Here is a 15766-nt window from a genome sequence, read left to right on the forward strand (position 1 = left end):
AAGAGGTTATTACAATGATTGGTTTAGTCGGTCGTAAAGTTGGTATGACTCGTATCTTCAATGAAGATGGGGTGTCAATTCCAGTTACCGTAATCGAAATTGAAGCCAACCGTGTGACTCAAGTTAAAACTCTTGAAAACGATGGCTATACTGCAGTTCAGGTTACTACTGGTTTTAAAAAAGCAAGTCGTGTAACCAAGCCTGAAGCAGGTCATTTCGTGAAAGCAGGTGTTGAAGCTGGTCGCGGTTTATGGGAATTTCGTACTGAGGGTGAAGAATTCACTTTAGGTCAAGAAATCAATGTTGACATCTTTACAGATGTTAAAAAAGTAGATGTTACTGGGACATCAAAAGGTAAAGGTTTCCAAGGTGGTGTTAAACGTTGGAATTTCCGTACTCAAGATGCAACTCATGGTAACTCTTTATCACATCGTGTGCTTGGTTCTATTGGTCAAAACCAAACTCCAGGTCGTGTGTTTAAAGGTAAAAAAATGGCTGGACATTTAGGTGCTGAACGCGTTACTGTTCAATCACTTGAAATTGTTCGTGTTGATGTTGAACGTAAATTATTATTGGTGAAAGGGTCTGTACCTGGTGCAACTAATAGTGATGTTATCGTTAAACCAGCAGTTAAAGCATAAGTCTAGGAGATAGAGATGGAATTACAAGTTGTAGGTGCAAACGCACTCACTGTTTCTGAAACTACCTTCGGACGTGAGTTTAACGAAGCGTTAATCCACCAAGTGGTTGTTGCTTATGCAGCAGGTGCTCGTCAGGGTTCTCGTGCACAAAAAACGCGTGCTGAAGTGTCTGGTTCAGGTAAAAAGCCTTGGCGTCAAAAAGGTACTGGTCGTGCTCGTTCAGGCGACATTAAATCGCCAATTTGGCGTTCAGGTGGTGTGACCTTTGCAGCTAAACCACAAGATCATAGCCAAAAAGTAAACAAGAAAATGTATCGTGGCGCAATCAAAAGTATTCTTTCTGAATTAGTTCGTCAAGATCGTTTAGTGGTTGTTGAAAAATTTGAGATCGATGTACCAAAAACTAAGGTTTTAGTACAAAAATTAAAAGATATGGCGTTAACTGACGCGCTTATCATCACTGCAAGTTTAGATGAAAATCTATTTTTGGCAGCACGTAATCTTTACAAAGTAGATGTGCGTGATGTGCAAGCTATTGATCCGGTTAGCTTAATCGCATTCGATAAAGTTGTTGTAACTGTAGATGCGGTAAAACAAATTGAGGAGATGTTCGCATGATTCAACAAGAACGTTTGTTAAAAGTGTTGAGAGCCCCTCACGTATCAGAAAAAGCAACAAATAATACTGAAAAATCAAATACAATTGTTTTCAAAGTTGCTTTAGATGCAAATAAAGTCGAAATTGCAAATGCTGTTGAGCAATTGTTTGAAGTGAAAGTAGACTCAGTTCGTACAGTGGTTGTTAAAGGTAAAACTAAACGTCGCGGTGCTAAAATGGGTCAGCGTAGTGACTGGAAAAAGGCTTATGTTACTCTTCAAGAAGGTCAATCGCTTGACTTCGTTGAAGGTGCGGCTGAGTAATTTCGGAGGAGAAAAAATAAATGGCTATCGTTAAATGTAAGCCGACCTCCGCTGGTCGTCGTCACGTTGTTAAAATCGTAAACCCTGAATTACATAAGGGCAAGCCTTACGCACCGTTATTAGGTACTAAATCTAAAACTGGCGGTCGTAATAATTTAGGACGTATCACTACTCGTCATATTGGTGGTGGTCATAAACAACATTACCGTGTAATCGATTTCAAACGTAACAAGTTAGATATCCCAGCGGTTGTTGAGCGTCTTGAATATGATCCAAATCGTTCTGCAAACATTGCTTTGGTGCTTTACAAAGATGGTGAACGTCGCTATATTTTGGCACCTAAAGGTTTATCAGCAGGCGATCAAATCCAATCAGGTATTAATGCACCAATTAAAATTGGTAACTCGTTACCGATGCGTAATATTCCGGTTGGTTCAACAGTACATAACGTTGAGTTAAAACCAGGCAAAGGCGGACAAATTGCTCGTTCTGCTGGTGCTTATGTACAAATTATCGCTCGTGAAGGTAATTATGTGACTTTACGTCTTCGTTCAGGCGAGATGCGTAAAGTATTATCTGAATGTGTAGCTACTATTGGCGAAGTTGGTAATTCAGAGCATATGCTTCGCGTACTTGGTAAAGCTGGTGCTAACCGTTGGAGAGGTGTTCGTCCAACAGTTCGTGGTACAGCAATGAACCCAGTAGATCACCCTCATGGTGGTGGTGAAGGTCGTAACTTCGGTAAGCATCCTGTTACACCTTGGGGTGTTCAAACCAAAGGTAAGAAAACTCGTCACAACAAACGTACCGATAAATATATCGTACGTCGTCGTGGCAAATAATATTAATTAAATTAAGAGGATATGCCATGCCACGTTCTCTCAAGAAGGGTCCTTTCCTTGACCTACACTTGTTGAAGAAGGTAGAGAAGGCGGTGGAAAGCGGGGATAAAAAACCAATTAAAACTTGGTCCCGTCGTTCAATGATCATTCCTTCAATGATCGGATTGACCATCGCAGTCCATAATGGTCGTCAGCACGTTCCTGTTTATGTTTCTGATGAAATGATCGGTCATAAATTAGGTGAATTTGCACCGACTCGTACATACCGCGGTCACGCTGCGGATAAGAAAGCTAAGAAGTAAGGGGTAAGAGATGGAAACTATTGCTAAACATCGTTACGCTCGCACTTCAGTGCAAAAAGCTCGCTTAGTTGCGGACTTAGTCCGTGGTAAGAAAGTTGCACAAGCCTTAGAAATTCTTACTTTCACTAACAAAAAAGCGGCAGCTTTGGTGAAAAAGGTGCTTGAATCTGCAATTGCTAATGCAGAGCATAATGATGGTGCAGATATTGACGATCTTAAAGTTGCGAAGATTTTTGTTGATGAAGGTCCAAGCATGAAACGTGTTATGCCACGTGCTAAAGGTCGTGCAGATCGTATTTTAAAACGTACAAGCCACATTACAGTGGTTGTGTCAGATCGATAATAGTAGAGGAATAACAATGGGTCAAAAAGTACATCCACATGGTATTCGCCTAGGTATTGTTAAGCCTTGGAACTCTACTTGGTTTGCGAATACACAAGATTTCGCTGATAATTTAGACGGTGATTTCAAAGTACGTCAATTCTTGAATAAAGAATTAGCGAATGCTTCAGTTTCACGCATTACTATTGAGCGTCCGGCGAAAAGCATTCGTGTAACAATTCACACAGCTCGTCCAGGTATCGTAATTGGTAAAAAAGGCGAAGATGTTGAAAAATTACGTAACGCAGTAGCTGCTATTGCAGGCGTTCCGGCTCAAATCAACATTGCTGAAGTGAAAAAACCTGAATTAGATGCAAAATTAGTTGCAGGTAGCATTGCTTCACAACTTGAACGTCGAGTAATGTTCCGTCGTGCTATGAAAAAAGCAGTACAAAACGCAATGCGTTTAGGTGCTAAAGGCATCAAAGTTGAAGTAAGTGGTCGTCTAGGTGGCGCAGAAATTGCACGTTCTGAATGGTATCGCGAAGGTCGTGTACCACTACATACATTACGTGCGGACATCGATTATAACACCTCAGAAGCTCATACTACATACGGCGTAATTGGCGTTAAAGTATGGATCTTCAAAGGTGAAATTCTTGGTGGAATGGCTGCAATTGCACAACAACCGGAACAACAACCAGCCACGCCTAAAAAGGCTCCACGTGGTAAAGGTCGTAAGTAAGGAGATTTGCTAAATGTTGCAACCAAAACGTACAAAATTTCGTAAAGTCCACAAAGGTCGTAACCGTGGTATTGCTGCTGGTACAGAAGTTAGTTTCGGTACCTTTGGTTTAAAAGCAGTTGGTCGTGGTCGTTTGACAGCACGTCAAATTGAAGCCGCACGCCGAGCGATGACTCGTGCGGTTAAACGTCAAGGTAAAATCTGGATTCGTGTATTCCCAGATAAACCAATTACTGAAAAACCATTAGAAGTCCGTATGGGTAAAGGTAAAGGTAACGTTGAGTACTGGGTAGCTTTAATCCAGCCGGGTAAAGTAATGTATGAAATGGATGGTGTATCTGAAGAAGTTGCTCGTCATGCGTTTGCATTGGCAGCGGCAAAACTTCCAATTAAGACAACATTCGTAACTAAAACGGTGATGTAATGAAAGCTCAAGAACTACGTACAAAAACTGTTGAAGAGCTGAATGCTGAATTGGTTAACTTGTTAGGTGAGCAATTCAAATTGCGTATGCAAGCAGCCACCGGTCAGCTTCAACAAACCCATCAGTTAAAACAAGTGCGTCGCAGTATTGCACAAGTAAAAACTGTATTAACCGAAAAGGCGGGCGCATAATGACTGATAAAATTCGTACAGTACAGGGTAAAGTGATTAGTGACAAAATGGATAAGTCATTTGTGGTTGCTATCGAACGTACAGTTAAACATCCGATTTATGGTAAGTTTATCCGTCGCACTACTAAACTGCACGTACATGATGAACATAACGAAGCAAAATTGGGTGATGTAGTTGAAGTTAGAGGGTGTCGTCCACTCTCCAAAACTAAATCGCACACTTTAGTTCGTGTTGTTGAGAAAGCACAGGCTTAATTGACAACGTATATAAGTAAGAACCTAGCAGAAATGCTAGGTTTTTGGTTTTTTTGATTTATAGAAATTTTTAAAATTTTACTGCTGATAAGCATGATATTTAATATAAATTATAACTATATTTTAAAAATGATTATTGTTTTTTAGTTTTGTAAGAAAATCTGATTCTAACCTTAAAATTATTTAAGGATAAAAAATGAAACTATATAAATTTAGAAAAGAATTATTTGTATTGACTCTTTTAGTCTCCGGCAGCAGTATCTCAGCAGAGATCATTGCGGAATTAGATGAAGTTGTCGTATCTGATAGTAGCAGTGTAGCTGATTTTCAATCACTCGCTTTTCAAGGTGGTCGTAAAGCTAGTGATGTATTTATTGAGGGTAAAGAGTTTAAAACACGTTCTGCCACCTTGGGTAATGCTTTAGCTGGAGAATTGGGCGTGCATTCTAACCCCTTTGGAGGCGGAGCAAGTGCTCCTGTGATTAGAGGGCAAGAAGGGGTGCGTATTAAGCTTTTGCAAAATGGGTCGGATATTGTCGATATGTCTAATATTTCGCCTGACCATGCTGTAGTCGCTGATACACTTTTAGCACAGCAGGTCGAATTGGTGCGAGGGACATCTACCTTAATGTATGGTATGGCATCACCTGCTGGTGTAGTGAATATTGTCGATAACCGTATTCCGACTTCTCGTCCTGAGAAAGGGTATGAGGGAGAGATCGTTTCACGTTTTGATACAGCGAGTAAAGAAAAAGTCTTGACCGCAGGGGTTACCTTAGCAGCAGGCGATAATTTCCTGATTCGTGCTGAGGGGCTGACACGCAAATCAGAGAATTACCATGTGCCAGAGGTATTTATTGGTCAAAAATTAAACTACCTACCGGATAGTCATCATAAATCAAAAGTAGGAACGCTAGGCACAACTTGGATAGGCGATAAAGGCTATTTAGGCGCCTCCGTAAGTTATCGTAAAGACCATTACGGTATTCCTGGGCATAATCATGCGTTTGATTATTGTTCAGGGCATTTGTTTGATACAGATAATTTGAAAGCCATTACAGGGGGGGATGGTGAGGCACCTTATCTTAATGCTTACCCACATTTGATGACAGATGCTGATATGATTTCTTCTCTACATTTCCATTGTGGTGCGGATATCCAAGGGCATAAGCATAGCCATGAAAGTATTTATGGACATGATCATGATATTAGTGAAGCAGGTCCTGTCGTGGATATGCGTTCTAAGCGTTATGATGTAAGAGGAGAGTGGAAATCACCTATTCCAGGGATTAGCAAAGTAAAACTCTCGCTTGCTTATGCAGACTATTATCACGATGAAAAGCATGATGGCAAGGCACATATTGATAAGAATGATTCGCAGGGCATAAAAGATAGAAAGAAATATACGGCTGCCATTATGTCAGGAAAACCAGAAGCTTTTTATGCTAATCGTGGATTTAATAGCCGTTTAGAGATTTATCATCAACCTACAGAGCATTTTAATGGTGTAGTAGGGATGCAGTATCAAACACAAAAAACTAAAGTTCAGCGTTTAGCGCCTAGTTTAAATAATAATGGACAAGATTTAAGTGGTGAGAGAAAAGAGTCTGAACGTAATCCATTGGTACCGCACACGAATAAGCAATTCAGTGTATTTGCATTAGAGCAATTTACTTGGCGTAATTTTATTGTTGAAGTGGGGGCAAGATGGGAGAAACAACGCATTCCAATCAAATATGATCCGCATAAATTACGTCTTGATAAAGCTGCAGGTTCTAAAGTTCGTCTACCAGATTTATCTCCTTATACTGAAAATGCTTTGTCATATTCAGGTACTCTAATGTGGGATTTTCATCCAGCTTATCGACTGTCTATCACTGGCTCGCATAATGAAAGAATTCCATCACCAATGGAGCTGTATTATCATGGTAAACATCTTGCAACAAATTCCTTTCAATATGGCAATAAGGATTTAAAGAAAGAGCGGTCAAATAATGTAGAAATCGGTCTGATGCGTATTTCCGACAAATGGGATTTTAAAGTCAGTGCTTATTACCAACGCTTTAAGAATTATATTCACAATGAGAATTTGTATCGCGAGGGTAACTTATTTATGCGTCGCTATAACCAATCTCAGGCAAGGTTCTATGGTTTTGAGGGCGAAATCGGTTATCAGATAACGCCTAATCATAAAATTACGTTCTTTGGCGATTATGTCAATGGTAAACTCTTTGGTTTTAAAAAATTCTATGGTAATCCGAAGTTTAAAAGGGTATGTGAACTTGAGAATGATGGAAAAAATAATCTCGAGAAATGTGTTGAGAACGAAGAATGGGGGGAGGAATGGAGCTATCATAAAATTGGAGAGCAAACTATCGAACGTCCCAACCGCAATGCAGCCCGTGTTCCCCCTATGCGTTTGGGATTTCGTCTAAAGAGCCAGTTTAACGATAATTGGTCTGGCTCATTGGAATATACGAGAATGTTTGTACAAAAACGCATATCCATTAATAGCGTGATCAAAGAGATTGATCGTGAGGAAGCAGAGAAGCGAAGAGAAAATGCGAAAGGGCTTGGGTATGACGGTCATTATACAGAACTTGTCCCTGAAGATGTTACCCAAGGCTATCACTTACTGAATCTTTCTCTCAATTATTCACGTAAAATAGATGGAGTAGAATATAGTGCGACATTAAGTGCGAATAATTTGTTGAATCAAAAAATCTATATTCATAACTCCTATTTGCCTTATGTACCGCAAATGGGCAGAAATTTTATTTTGAATGTCGGGGTAACATTCTAGTTGTTCGTGAGGATATCAAAGAGCGGTTGTTTTTTGCAAAATAACCGCAGTATGTTTTCTTTAACGAAACCTGTTATCTTTTTCCAAAAGTTACTTGATAAGTGCGGTGCTATTGTGCTAAACTCTGCGACCTGTTTACCATAGGGTAGATGGGTTCGTCCCGAAAGGGTGTTTTTTATTTTAACGGAGCACTAATATGATCCAAGAACAGACTATGCTGGATGTTGCTGATAATTCAGGGGCTCGTAGCGTAATGTGTATCAAGGTTCTAGGTGGATCGCACCGTCGTTACGCTGCTATCGGTGATATCATCAAAGTTACTGTGAAAGAAGCAATTCCACGCGGTAAAGTTAAAAAAGGTGATGTGTTAAAAGCAGTTGTTGTGCGCACCAAGAAGGGTGTTCGTCGCCCAGATGGTGCAGTTATTCGTTTCGATGGTAATGCTTGTGTGATTTTGAACAATAACACTGAGCAACCAATCGGTACTCGTATTTTTGGACCGGTGACTCGTGAACTTCGTTCTGAGAAGTTTATGAAAATCATCTCTTTAGCTCCAGAAGTACTATAAGGAGAAAATGTAATGGCTGCAAAAATCCGTCAAAACGATGAAGTAATTGTTCTTGCAGGTAAAGACAAGGGCAAACGTGGTAAGGTAACTAAAGTGTTACCAAACGGTAAAGTTTTTGTTGAGGGTGTTAATATTATCACTAAGCACGAAAAACCAGTTCCTGCTTTAGGTAAAGCTGGTGGGTTAGTGAAAAAGGAAGCGGCAATTGATGTATCAAACGTTGCAATCTTTAATCCGACAACAAATAAAGCTGACCGTGTAGGTTTTAGAATTGAAGATGGTAAGAAAGTACGCTTCTTCAAATCTAATAATGAAATTATTTAAATAACTGGAGTAATGTGATGGCGAAACTGCATGATTACTACAGAGATACGGTAGTCAATGAATTAAAAGCAAAATTCAACTACTCATCTGTCATGCAAGTCCCACGAATCGAAAAGATTACCCTGAATATGGGAGTGGGTGAAGCATTGACCGACAAAAAGTTGCTAGATAACGCAGTAGCGGATTTAGCAGCAATCAGTGGTCAAAAACCTTTAGTAACTAAGGCTCGCAAATCTGTTGCAGGCTTTAAAATCCGTCAAGGGTATCCAATCGGTTGTAAAGTAACCCTACGTGGTGAACGTATGTGGGAATTCTTTGAAAGATTGATTACTATCGCTGTTCCACGTATCCGTGACTTCCGTGGTTTAAACACCAAGTCATTTGATGGTCGTGGTAATTACAGCATGGGTGTTCGTGAACAAATCATTTTCCCTGAAATCGACTACGATAAAGTAGATCGTGTGCGTGGTTTAGATATTACTATTACCACAACAGCGAAAAGTGATGAAGAAGGTCAAGCGTTATTAGCGGCTTTCAATTTTCCATTCCGTAAATAAGGTAGGTTATCGTGGCAAAACAATCAATGATCGCACGCGATGTAAAACGTGCTAAATTAGCTGATAAATTCTACGAAAAACGTGAAGAACTAAAGAAAGTCATTTCTGATGTAAATACATCTGATGAAGAACGTTGGGCTGCAGTGTTGAAGTTACAAACGCTTCCACGTGATTCTAGTCCAGTTCGTCAGCGTAATCGTTGCCGTCAAACTGGTCGTCCTCACGGAGTTCTTCGTAAGTTTGGTTTAAGCCGTATTAAGGTTCGTGAAGCTGCTATGCGTGGCGAAATACCAGGTCTTAAGAAAGCAAGTTGGTAATTTACCACTTTATTTTGGAATCGGAGTAAAAGCACAATGAGTATGCAAGATCCAATCGCAGATATGTTGACTCGTATTCGTAACGGTCAAGCTGCGAATAAAGTTGCGATTAGTATGCCTTCATCCAAGCTAAAAGTGGCTATTGCCAATGTATTAGCGGAAGAAGGTTATATTGCTAACGTTAAAGTTTCGGAAGGCGTTAAGCCTGAATTGGAAATTACATTAAAATATTTCCAAGGAAAACCGGTTGTAGAAAGTATTCAGCGCGTAAGCCGCCCTGGCCTTCGTATTTACAAACGTAAAAACGAATTGCCAAAAGTGATGGGCGGATTGGGTGTTGCTGTTGTATCTACATCTAAAGGTATTATGACTGACCGTAAAGCTCGTCAAGCGGGCTTGGGCGGTGAGATAATCTGTTACGTAGCTTAAGAAGAGAGGTAGGAAAATGTCTCGTGTTGCAAAAGCACCTGTTAGTATTCCTGCCGGCGTTGAGGTAAAACTTGACGGTCAGCTACTAACAGTAAAAGGTAAAAATGGTGAGTTATCTCACACCATTCATAACTCAGTTGAAGTTAAACAAGATAATAATCAATTAACATTCTCTCCTCGTGTAGGTATTGCTAATGCTGATGCACAATCAGGCACAGCACGTGCATTGGTCAATGCGATGGTTATCGGTGTTAATGAAGGTTTTACTAAAAAGTTACAGTTGGTGGGTGTTGGTTATAGAGCACAAATGAAAGGCAATGTACTTGTGCTAAGTTTAGGCTTTTCACATCCTATTGACCATGTGTTACCAGCTGGTGTAACTGCTGAATGTCCATCACAAACAGAAATTGTTCTGAAGAGTGCTGACAAGCAATTGATTGGTCAGGTTGCAGCTGATATTCGCGCTTATCGCCGTCCTGAGCCTTACAAAGGTAAAGGGGTACGTTATGCTGATGAAGTTGTACGTATGAAAGAGGCCAAGAAGAAATAATTAAGGTAACACTATGGATAAGAAATCAGCTCGTATCCGTCGTGCAGCTCGTGCACGTCATATGATGAGAGAGCAAGGTGTAATTCGTTTAGTTATTCACCGCACTTCGCGTCATATTTATGCACAAGTTATTGCACCAAACGGTTCAGAAGTGCTTGCTACTGCCTCTACAGTTGAGAAAGCAATTAGTGAGCAAGTTAAATATACTGGAAATAAAGATGCAGCGGCAGTGGTTGGTAAAATTGTTGCTGAGCGTGCATTAGAAAAAGGTATCAAAAGTGTTGCTTTTGATCGTTCCGGTTTTAAGTATCATGGTCGTGTCCAGTCTTTAGCGGATGCTGCCCGTGAAGCTGGTCTACAGTTCTAATAGAGGTAATTTTAGATGGCAAGCATCGAAAAACAAACTGGTGAACTGCAAGAGAAGCTAATCGCGGTAAACCGTGTATCAAAAACTGTAAAAGGTGGTCGTATTATGAGCTTTACTGCTTTGACAGTAGTAGGTGATGGTAACGGTCGAGTAGGTTTTGGTTATGGTAAAGCGCGCGAAGTTCCGGCAGCTATCCAAAAAGCGATGGAAAAAGCACGTCGCAATATGATTACTGTGGCTTTAAATGAAGGCACATTACAGCATCCAATTAAAGGTTCTCACACTGGTTCTCGCGTATTTATGCAACCAGCAAGTGAAGGTACGGGTATCATCGCTGGTGGTGCTATGCGTGCTGTATTGGAGGTTGCGGGTGTTCGTAACGTTCTTTCTAAAGCATATGGTTCAACCAACCCAATTAACGTTGTTCGTGCAACTATTGATGCATTAGCAAATATGAAATCACCAGAAATGGTTGCTGCCAAACGTGGCAAAACCGTTGATGAAATCTTGGGGTAATTGATGATGGCAAAAACTATTAAAGTAACACAAGTTCGTAGTTCTATTGCTCGTTTACCAAAACACAAAGCTACTTTACGTGGGCTAGGTCTTCGCCGTATTAATCATACTATTGAGTTAATTGATACTCCGGCTATACGTGGTATGATTAACCAAGTTTCATATATGGTCAAAGTGGAGGAGTAAGAGAATGCGTTTAAATACTCTATCTCCGGCTGAAGGTGCTAAGCACAATGCGAAACGCCTAGGTCGTGGTATTGGTTCTGGTTTAGGTAAAACAAGTGGTCGTGGTCATAAGGGTCAGAAAGCTCGTACTGGTGGCGGTGTTCGTCGTGGGTTTGAGGGTGGTCAAATGCCTTTGTATCGTCGATTACCGAAATTTGGTTTTACTTCAATGAAATCAGCTGTAACAGCAGAAGTCCGTTTGAATGACTTAGCCAAAGTAGAAGGTAATATTATTACTTTAGATACATTAAAAGCAGCGAATGTTTTAACAAAGGATATCCGGTTTGCGAAAGTAATCCTTGCTGGTGAAGTTAAAACTGCGGTAACCATTCGTGGTTTAGGTGTAACTAAAGGTGCAAAAGTAGCTATTGAAGCTGCTGGCGGTTCAATTGAGGAATAATTAACAAATGGCTAAGCAACCAGGTTATCAAAATAGAAGTACTCAAAGCGGTACTAGTGAACTAAAAAGCAGATTATTATTTGTGCTAGGTGCACTGATTGTTTTCCGTATTGGTTCCTTCATTCCGGTTCCTGGTATTGATGCGGCCGTGCTGGCTCAATTACTTGAACAACAAAAAGGCACTATCATTGATATGTTCAATATGTTCTCTGGTGGTGCGTTGAGTCGTGCGTCAATTTTTGCATTAGGTATCATGCCTTATATTTCAGCATCGATTATTATTCAATTATTGACCACGGTTCATCCTGCTTTAGCAGAGTTGAAGAAAGAGGGAGAAGCGGGAAGACGTAAAATTAGTAAGTATACACGTTATTCTACTCTCGTATTAGCAACTGTTCAGGCAATCGGTATTTCTACTGGTCTACCTAATATGCTACCTGGGTTAGTTCCTAATTTAGGCTTTGGTTTCTATTTTACAGCGGTAATTAGTCTTGTAACAGGAACCATGTTTCTAATGTGGTTAGGTGAACAAATTACGGAGCGTGGAATAGGTAATGGCATTTCTTTAATTATTTTTGCAGGTATTGTTGCAGGGTTGCCTTCAGCAATTGGTCAAACTATTGAGCAAGCTCGTCAAGGGCAAATGCATCTATTAGTTCTTTTATTGATCGCAGTAATTGTTTTTGCGGTGACTTATTTTGTTGTTTTCTTTGAAAGAGGACAAAGAAGAATTAAAGTCGAGTATGCAAAACGTCAACAAGGTCGTCAGATAGTAGGTGGTCATTCAACTCATCTACCATTAAAAGTAAATATGGCAGGAGTTATTCCGGCAATTTTTGCTTCAAGTATTATTCTTTTTCCTGCCACGTTAACATCTTGGTTTGGACAAGGTTCTAATTTGGAATGGTTAACTGAATTATCGCTATTATTACATCCAGGACAGCCTTTATATCTGATTGTTTATGCTGTGGCTATTATATTTTTTAGTTTCTTTTATACCGCAATGCAATATAATCCGCGTGATACAGCAGATAATTTGAAAAAGTCTGGCGCATTTATACCCGGAATTAGACCAGGTGAACAAACATCGCGTTATATTGATAAAATTATGACTCGCCTTACATTAATTGGTGGATTATATATTACGTTTGTATGTTTAGTTCCTTATATTATGACATCAGCTTGGAATGTTCAGTTTTATTTTGGTGGAACGTCTTTGTTGATTGTTGTAGTTGTAATTATGGATTTCATCGTACAGATTCAAAGTCATTTAATGTCAACTAAATATGAATCTGCGTTGAAAAAAGCAAACCTTAAAGGTTTTGGACAATAAATGTCCATATAGTAAAAAGGATAAGTAATGAAAGTTCGTGCTTCAGTCAAGAAAATGTGTCGTAACTGTAAAATTGTTAAACGTGAAGGTGTTGTTCGTGTATTATGTAGCGACCCTAAGCATAAACAGCGTCAAGGTTAATTGATATTTTTCTTGCAAAGAACCAGCTGGGTATATATAATACTCAGCTCATTTATGTCCTTGATATGCTGTTTGAGTATCCTGAAACGGGCTTTTCAAGATCAGTATATCAAATTTAATCAATAAAATAATAGGAGTGCATAGTGGCCCGTATTGCAGGCATTAACATTCCTGATCAAAAACATACTGTAATCGCTTTAACTGCAATTTACGGTATCGGTAAGACTCGAGCTAAGGCAATTTGTGCAGCTGCGGGTATTGCTGAAGATGTAAAGATCAGAGAATTGTCTGAAGAGCAGATTGATAAACTGCGTGACGAAGTTGGTAAATTTACCGTTGAAGGTGACTTACGTCGTGAAGTAACACTTAACATTAAACGCCTATTAGATTTAGGTTGCTATCGTGGTTTACGTCATCGTCGTGGTTTACCAGTACGTGGTCAACGTACTAAAACTAATGCGCGTACCCGTAAGGGTCCACGTAAGCCGATCAAAAAATAGTCGGGGTAAGGTTAAATGGCTAAAACACCAGTTCGTGCACGTAAACGTGTAAAAAAACAAGTTGTAGATGGCGTTGCTCATATTCACGCATCTTTCAATAATACAATCGTTACAATTACTGACCGTCAAGGGAATGCTCTAGCATGGGCAACTGCAGGTGGTTCAGGTTTCCGTGGTTCTCGTAAATCTACCCCGTTTGCTGCACAAGTTGCGGCAGAACGTTGTGCCGAAGTTGTAAAAGAATTCGGTTTAAAGAACTTGGAAGTTATGGTTAAGGGGCCGGGTCCTGGTCGTGAATCAACAATCCGTGCTTTAAATGCAGCGGGATTTCGTATCACGAATATTACAGATGTGACTCCGATTCCACATAACGGTTGTCGTCCACCGAAGAAACGTCGTGTTTAATGACGTCATAGGATAGTTGGAGAAAGAAAATGGCAAGATATTTGGGTCCTAAGCTCAAGCTAAGCCGCCGTGAAGGCACTGACTTATTCCTTAAGTCTGGTGTGCGTGCTATTGATACAAAATGTAAAATTGATACAGCACCTGGTCAGCATGGTGCTCGTAAACCGCGTTTGTCAGATTATGGTAGTCAATTACGTGAAAAGCAAAAAGTTCGCCGTATTTACGGTATTTTAGAACGTCAATTCCGTAACTATTATAAAGAAGCAAACCGCTTAAAAGGTAATACTGGGGAGAATTTACTGGTATTATTGGAAGGACGATTGGATAACGTTGTTTATCGCATGGGCTTTGCTGCAACTCGTGCTGAGGCTCGTCAATTAGTGAGTCATAAAGCGATTGTTGTAAATGGTCGTGTAGTTAATATCCCATCTTTCCAAGTTTCAGTTAATGATGTTGTTGCTGTTCGTGAAAAATCTAAAAAGCAAGCACGTATTAAAGCATCATTAGAATTAGCAGAGCAGAGAGAAAAACCAACTTGGTTGGAAGTCGAAGCAGCTAAAATGGAAGGTGTGTTCAAACGTGTTCCTGAGCGTTCTGATTTATCAGCAGACATTAACGAACATCTGATCGTAGAGCTTTACTCTAAATAATAGTTAAGGCTTTGTAGCAAAGAGAGGATAAAATGCAGGGTTCTGTTACAGAATTTTTAAAGCCACGTTTAGTTGATATTGAGCAAATTAGTTCTACTCATGCTAAAGTGATCTTAGAACCGTTAGAGCGTGGCTTTGGTCATACTCTAGGTAATGCATTGCGTCGAATTCTTCTATCTTCTATGCCGGGCTATGCAGTTACCGAGGTGGAAATAGATGGCGTATTGCATGAATATAGTAGTAAGGAAGGTGTTCAGGAGGATATTATTGAGGTACTTCTGAACTTAAAAGGTCTAGCGGTTAAAGTACAGAATAAGGATAATGTTTTTCTGACACTAAGCAAATCTGGAATTGGCCCTGTTGTTGCAGCTGACATTACTCATGATGGTGATGTTGAAATCGTAAATCCTGATCATGTTATCTGTCACTTAACAGACGAAAATGCGTCTATTAATATGCGTATTCGTGTACAACGTGGTAGAGGGTATGTGCCGGCATCATCTAGAGTTCATTCTTTAGATGAAGAACGTCCGATTGGTCGTTTGTTAGTTGATGCTTGTTATAGTCCAGTTGATCGTATTGCTTATAATGTACAAGCAGCACGTGTTGAACAACGAACTGACTTAGATAAGTTGGTTATTGAACTGGAAACAAATGGCACAATCGAGCCAGAGGAAGCGATCCGTCGTGCTGCAACGATTTTAGCAGAGCAACTAGATGCCTTTGTTGATTTGCGAGATGTTCGTCAACCAGAAGTTAAGGAAGAAAAACCGGAGTTTGATCCGATTTTATTGCGTCCTGTTGATGACTTAGAGTTGACAGTTCGTTCTGCTAACTGTTTGAAAGCAGAAACAATTCATTATATCGGTGATTTGGTACAGCGTACTGAAGTTGAGTTACTGAAAACACCTAATTTAGGTAAAAAATCTCTTACAGAGATTAAAGATGTGCTTGTTTCACGCGGTCTATCACTTGGTATGCGCCTCGAAAATTGGCCACCAGCAAGTATTGCTGAAGACTAGTTTGGACATAGGTTAAAG

General features: G+C 40.0%; 27 protein-coding genes. All 27 read left to right on the plus strand.

Going from position 1 to position 15766, the window contains the following annotated elements; genetic code table 11:
* The first annotated feature begins 14 nt into the window (after positions 1 to 14).
* The 27 genes from rplC to HSM_RS10200 all read left to right on the plus strand — a co-directional run bounded on the left by rplC (position 15) and on the right by HSM_RS10200 (position 15748).
* On the plus strand, positions 15 to 641 hold the full coding sequence (gene rplC / locus HSM_RS10070) for a 50S ribosomal protein L3 (protein WP_011608217.1): 627 nt from the start codon (positions 15 to 17) through the stop codon (positions 639 to 641).
* 15 nt (positions 642 to 656) lie between these two features.
* Positions 657 to 1259: a 50S ribosomal protein L4 gene (gene rplD / locus HSM_RS10075; protein WP_012341027.1), complete on the plus strand. Its 603-nt coding sequence runs from the start codon at positions 657 to 659 to the stop codon at positions 1257 to 1259.
* Positions 1256 to 1561 carry a 50S ribosomal protein L23 gene (rplW, locus tag HSM_RS10080; protein WP_011608219.1) on the plus strand — a complete coding sequence of 102 codons (306 nt, stop codon included), beginning with the start codon at positions 1256 to 1258 and terminating at the stop codon, positions 1559 to 1561. Before rplD ends, rplW begins: the two co-directional genes overlap by 4 nt.
* A gap of 20 nt (positions 1562 to 1581) precedes the next feature.
* Positions 1582 to 2403, plus strand: coding sequence for a 50S ribosomal protein L2 (gene rplB / locus HSM_RS10085; protein WP_012341028.1), 822 nt, complete (start codon positions 1582 to 1584; stop codon positions 2401 to 2403).
* Between the two features lie 26 nt (positions 2404 to 2429).
* On the plus strand, positions 2430 to 2705 hold the full coding sequence (gene rpsS / locus HSM_RS10090) for a 30S ribosomal protein S19 (RefSeq protein WP_005539416.1): 276 nt from the start codon (positions 2430 to 2432) through the stop codon (positions 2703 to 2705).
* A 10-nt stretch (positions 2706 to 2715) separates the two neighbouring features.
* On the plus strand, positions 2716 to 3048 hold the full coding sequence (gene rplV / locus HSM_RS10095) for a 50S ribosomal protein L22 (RefSeq protein WP_012341029.1): 333 nt from the start codon (positions 2716 to 2718) through the stop codon (positions 3046 to 3048).
* A gap of 16 nt (positions 3049 to 3064) precedes the next feature.
* On the plus strand, positions 3065 to 3772 hold the full coding sequence (gene rpsC / locus HSM_RS10100) for a 30S ribosomal protein S3 (RefSeq protein WP_011608221.1): 708 nt from the start codon (positions 3065 to 3067) through the stop codon (positions 3770 to 3772).
* Between the two features lie 13 nt (positions 3773 to 3785).
* Positions 3786 to 4196 carry a 50S ribosomal protein L16 gene (rplP, locus tag HSM_RS10105; protein WP_011608222.1) on the plus strand — a complete coding sequence of 137 codons (411 nt, stop codon included), beginning with the start codon at positions 3786 to 3788 and terminating at the stop codon, positions 4194 to 4196.
* On the plus strand, positions 4196 to 4387 hold the full coding sequence (gene rpmC / locus HSM_RS10110) for a 50S ribosomal protein L29 (RefSeq protein WP_011608223.1): 192 nt from the start codon (positions 4196 to 4198) through the stop codon (positions 4385 to 4387). Before rplP ends, rpmC begins: the two co-directional genes overlap by 1 nt.
* Positions 4387 to 4641: a 30S ribosomal protein S17 gene (rpsQ, locus tag HSM_RS10115; RefSeq protein ID WP_011608224.1), complete on the plus strand. Its 255-nt coding sequence runs from the start codon at positions 4387 to 4389 to the stop codon at positions 4639 to 4641. Before rpmC ends, rpsQ begins: the two co-directional genes overlap by 1 nt.
* 196 nt (positions 4642 to 4837) lie before the next feature.
* Positions 4838 to 7444, plus strand: a complete 2607-nt coding sequence (locus HSM_RS10120) for a TonB-dependent receptor (protein ID WP_012341030.1) — start codon at positions 4838 to 4840, stop codon at positions 7442 to 7444.
* Between the two features lie 196 nt (positions 7445 to 7640).
* Positions 7641 to 8012, plus strand: coding sequence for a 50S ribosomal protein L14 (rplN, locus tag HSM_RS10125; RefSeq protein WP_005711998.1), 372 nt, complete (start codon positions 7641 to 7643; stop codon positions 8010 to 8012).
* A gap of 12 nt (positions 8013 to 8024) precedes the next feature.
* Positions 8025 to 8336, plus strand: a complete 312-nt coding sequence (gene rplX, locus HSM_RS10130; protein ID WP_011608226.1) for a 50S ribosomal protein L24 — start codon at positions 8025 to 8027, stop codon at positions 8334 to 8336.
* 17 nt (positions 8337 to 8353) lie between these two features.
* Positions 8354 to 8893 carry a 50S ribosomal protein L5 gene (gene rplE, locus HSM_RS10135; RefSeq protein ID WP_011608227.1) on the plus strand — a complete coding sequence of 180 codons (540 nt, stop codon included), beginning with the start codon at positions 8354 to 8356 and terminating at the stop codon, positions 8891 to 8893.
* An 11-nt stretch (positions 8894 to 8904) separates the two neighbouring features.
* On the plus strand, positions 8905 to 9210 hold the full coding sequence (gene rpsN / locus HSM_RS10140; RefSeq protein WP_011608228.1) for a 30S ribosomal protein S14: 306 nt from the start codon (positions 8905 to 8907) through the stop codon (positions 9208 to 9210).
* A gap of 36 nt (positions 9211 to 9246) precedes the next feature.
* Complete coding sequence (gene rpsH, locus HSM_RS10145; protein WP_011608229.1) at positions 9247 to 9639, plus strand: 30S ribosomal protein S8; 393 nt, start codon at positions 9247 to 9249, stop codon at positions 9637 to 9639.
* Between the two features lie 16 nt (positions 9640 to 9655).
* Positions 9656 to 10189, plus strand: coding sequence for a 50S ribosomal protein L6 (gene rplF, locus HSM_RS10150; RefSeq protein WP_012341031.1), 534 nt, complete (start codon positions 9656 to 9658; stop codon positions 10187 to 10189).
* A 13-nt stretch (positions 10190 to 10202) separates the two neighbouring features.
* A complete protein-coding gene (rplR, locus tag HSM_RS10155; protein WP_011608231.1) occupies positions 10203 to 10556 on the plus strand; it encodes a 50S ribosomal protein L18 in 354 nt (117 codons plus the stop codon).
* A gap of 15 nt (positions 10557 to 10571) precedes the next feature.
* Entirely contained in the window at positions 10572 to 11072 is a 501-nt protein-coding gene (rpsE, locus tag HSM_RS10160) for a 30S ribosomal protein S5 (protein ID WP_011608232.1), read from the plus strand.
* A 6-nt stretch (positions 11073 to 11078) separates the two neighbouring features.
* A complete protein-coding gene (gene rpmD / locus HSM_RS10165; RefSeq protein WP_041605352.1) occupies positions 11079 to 11258 on the plus strand; it encodes a 50S ribosomal protein L30 in 180 nt (59 codons plus the stop codon).
* 4 nt (positions 11259 to 11262) lie between these two features.
* Complete coding sequence (gene rplO, locus HSM_RS10170) at positions 11263 to 11697, plus strand: 50S ribosomal protein L15 (RefSeq protein ID WP_011608234.1); 435 nt, start codon at positions 11263 to 11265, stop codon at positions 11695 to 11697.
* A 7-nt stretch (positions 11698 to 11704) separates the two neighbouring features.
* Positions 11705 to 13030, plus strand: coding sequence for a preprotein translocase subunit SecY (gene secY, locus HSM_RS10175; protein WP_012341033.1), 1326 nt, complete (start codon positions 11705 to 11707; stop codon positions 13028 to 13030).
* A gap of 27 nt (positions 13031 to 13057) precedes the next feature.
* Positions 13058 to 13171, plus strand: coding sequence for a 50S ribosomal protein L36 (gene rpmJ / locus HSM_RS10180; RefSeq protein ID WP_005625868.1), 114 nt, complete (start codon positions 13058 to 13060; stop codon positions 13169 to 13171).
* Between the two features lie 143 nt (positions 13172 to 13314).
* Entirely contained in the window at positions 13315 to 13671 is a 357-nt protein-coding gene (gene rpsM / locus HSM_RS10185) for a 30S ribosomal protein S13 (protein WP_012341034.1), read from the plus strand.
* A 15-nt stretch (positions 13672 to 13686) separates the two neighbouring features.
* Positions 13687 to 14076, plus strand: coding sequence for a 30S ribosomal protein S11 (rpsK, locus tag HSM_RS10190; protein WP_005701868.1), 390 nt, complete (start codon positions 13687 to 13689; stop codon positions 14074 to 14076).
* A 29-nt stretch (positions 14077 to 14105) separates the two neighbouring features.
* The gene (rpsD, locus tag HSM_RS10195; RefSeq protein WP_012341035.1) at positions 14106 to 14726 is read left to right on the plus strand and encodes a 30S ribosomal protein S4; all 621 of its coding nucleotides are present in this window, start codon (positions 14106 to 14108) and stop codon (positions 14724 to 14726) included.
* 32 nt (positions 14727 to 14758) lie between these two features.
* Positions 14759 to 15748 (plus strand): DNA-directed RNA polymerase subunit alpha, encoded by a 990-nt coding sequence (locus tag HSM_RS10200; protein ID WP_011608239.1) that lies wholly within the window; start codon positions 14759 to 14761, stop codon positions 15746 to 15748.
* The last annotated feature ends 18 nt before the right edge of the window (positions 15749 to 15766 follow it).

Origin of the sequence: Histophilus somni 2336, assembly GCF_000019405.1 — a bacterium.
Classification (GTDB): Bacteria; Pseudomonadota; Gammaproteobacteria; order Enterobacterales; family Pasteurellaceae; genus Histophilus; species Histophilus somni.

Coding starts and splice junctions, on each gene's coding strand:
- rpsH (WP_011608229.1), top strand. CDS start 9,247: ATGAGTATGCAAGATCCAATCGCAGATATGTTGACTCGTATTCGTAAC.
- rplE (WP_011608227.1), top strand. CDS start 8,354: ATGGCGAAACTGCATGATTACTACAGAGATACGGTAGTCAATGAATTA.
- rplX (WP_011608226.1), top strand. CDS start 8,025: ATGGCTGCAAAAATCCGTCAAAACGATGAAGTAATTGTTCTTGCAGGT.
- rplF (WP_012341031.1), top strand. CDS start 9,656: ATGTCTCGTGTTGCAAAAGCACCTGTTAGTATTCCTGCCGGCGTTGAG.
- rplD (WP_012341027.1), top strand. CDS start 657: ATGGAATTACAAGTTGTAGGTGCAAACGCACTCACTGTTTCTGAAACT.
- rplO (WP_011608234.1), top strand. CDS start 11,263: ATGCGTTTAAATACTCTATCTCCGGCTGAAGGTGCTAAGCACAATGCG.
- rpsK (WP_005701868.1), top strand. CDS start 13,687: ATGGCTAAAACACCAGTTCGTGCACGTAAACGTGTAAAAAAACAAGTT.
- rplR (WP_011608231.1), top strand. CDS start 10,203: ATGGATAAGAAATCAGCTCGTATCCGTCGTGCAGCTCGTGCACGTCAT.
- rpmC (WP_011608223.1), top strand. CDS start 4,196: ATGAAAGCTCAAGAACTACGTACAAAAACTGTTGAAGAGCTGAATGCT.
- rpsS (WP_005539416.1), top strand. CDS start 2,430: ATGCCACGTTCTCTCAAGAAGGGTCCTTTCCTTGACCTACACTTGTTG.
- rpsE (WP_011608232.1), top strand. CDS start 10,572: ATGGCAAGCATCGAAAAACAAACTGGTGAACTGCAAGAGAAGCTAATC.
- rplN (WP_005711998.1), top strand. CDS start 7,641: ATGATCCAAGAACAGACTATGCTGGATGTTGCTGATAATTCAGGGGCT.
- rpsQ (WP_011608224.1), top strand. CDS start 4,387: ATGACTGATAAAATTCGTACAGTACAGGGTAAAGTGATTAGTGACAAA.
- rpmD (WP_041605352.1), top strand. CDS start 11,079: ATGGCAAAAACTATTAAAGTAACACAAGTTCGTAGTTCTATTGCTCGT.
- rpmJ (WP_005625868.1), top strand. CDS start 13,058: ATGAAAGTTCGTGCTTCAGTCAAGAAAATGTGTCGTAACTGTAAAATT.
- secY (WP_012341033.1), top strand. CDS start 11,705: ATGGCTAAGCAACCAGGTTATCAAAATAGAAGTACTCAAAGCGGTACT.
- rplV (WP_012341029.1), top strand. CDS start 2,716: ATGGAAACTATTGCTAAACATCGTTACGCTCGCACTTCAGTGCAAAAA.
- rpsC (WP_011608221.1), top strand. CDS start 3,065: ATGGGTCAAAAAGTACATCCACATGGTATTCGCCTAGGTATTGTTAAG.
- HSM_RS10120 (WP_012341030.1), top strand. CDS start 4,838: ATGAAACTATATAAATTTAGAAAAGAATTATTTGTATTGACTCTTTTA.
- rpsD (WP_012341035.1), top strand. CDS start 14,106: ATGGCAAGATATTTGGGTCCTAAGCTCAAGCTAAGCCGCCGTGAAGGC.
- rplW (WP_011608219.1), top strand. CDS start 1,256: ATGATTCAACAAGAACGTTTGTTAAAAGTGTTGAGAGCCCCTCACGTA.
- rplP (WP_011608222.1), top strand. CDS start 3,786: ATGTTGCAACCAAAACGTACAAAATTTCGTAAAGTCCACAAAGGTCGT.
- rplC (WP_011608217.1), top strand. CDS start 15: ATGATTGGTTTAGTCGGTCGTAAAGTTGGTATGACTCGTATCTTCAAT.
- HSM_RS10200 (WP_011608239.1), top strand. CDS start 14,759: ATGCAGGGTTCTGTTACAGAATTTTTAAAGCCACGTTTAGTTGATATT.
- rplB (WP_012341028.1), top strand. CDS start 1,582: ATGGCTATCGTTAAATGTAAGCCGACCTCCGCTGGTCGTCGTCACGTT.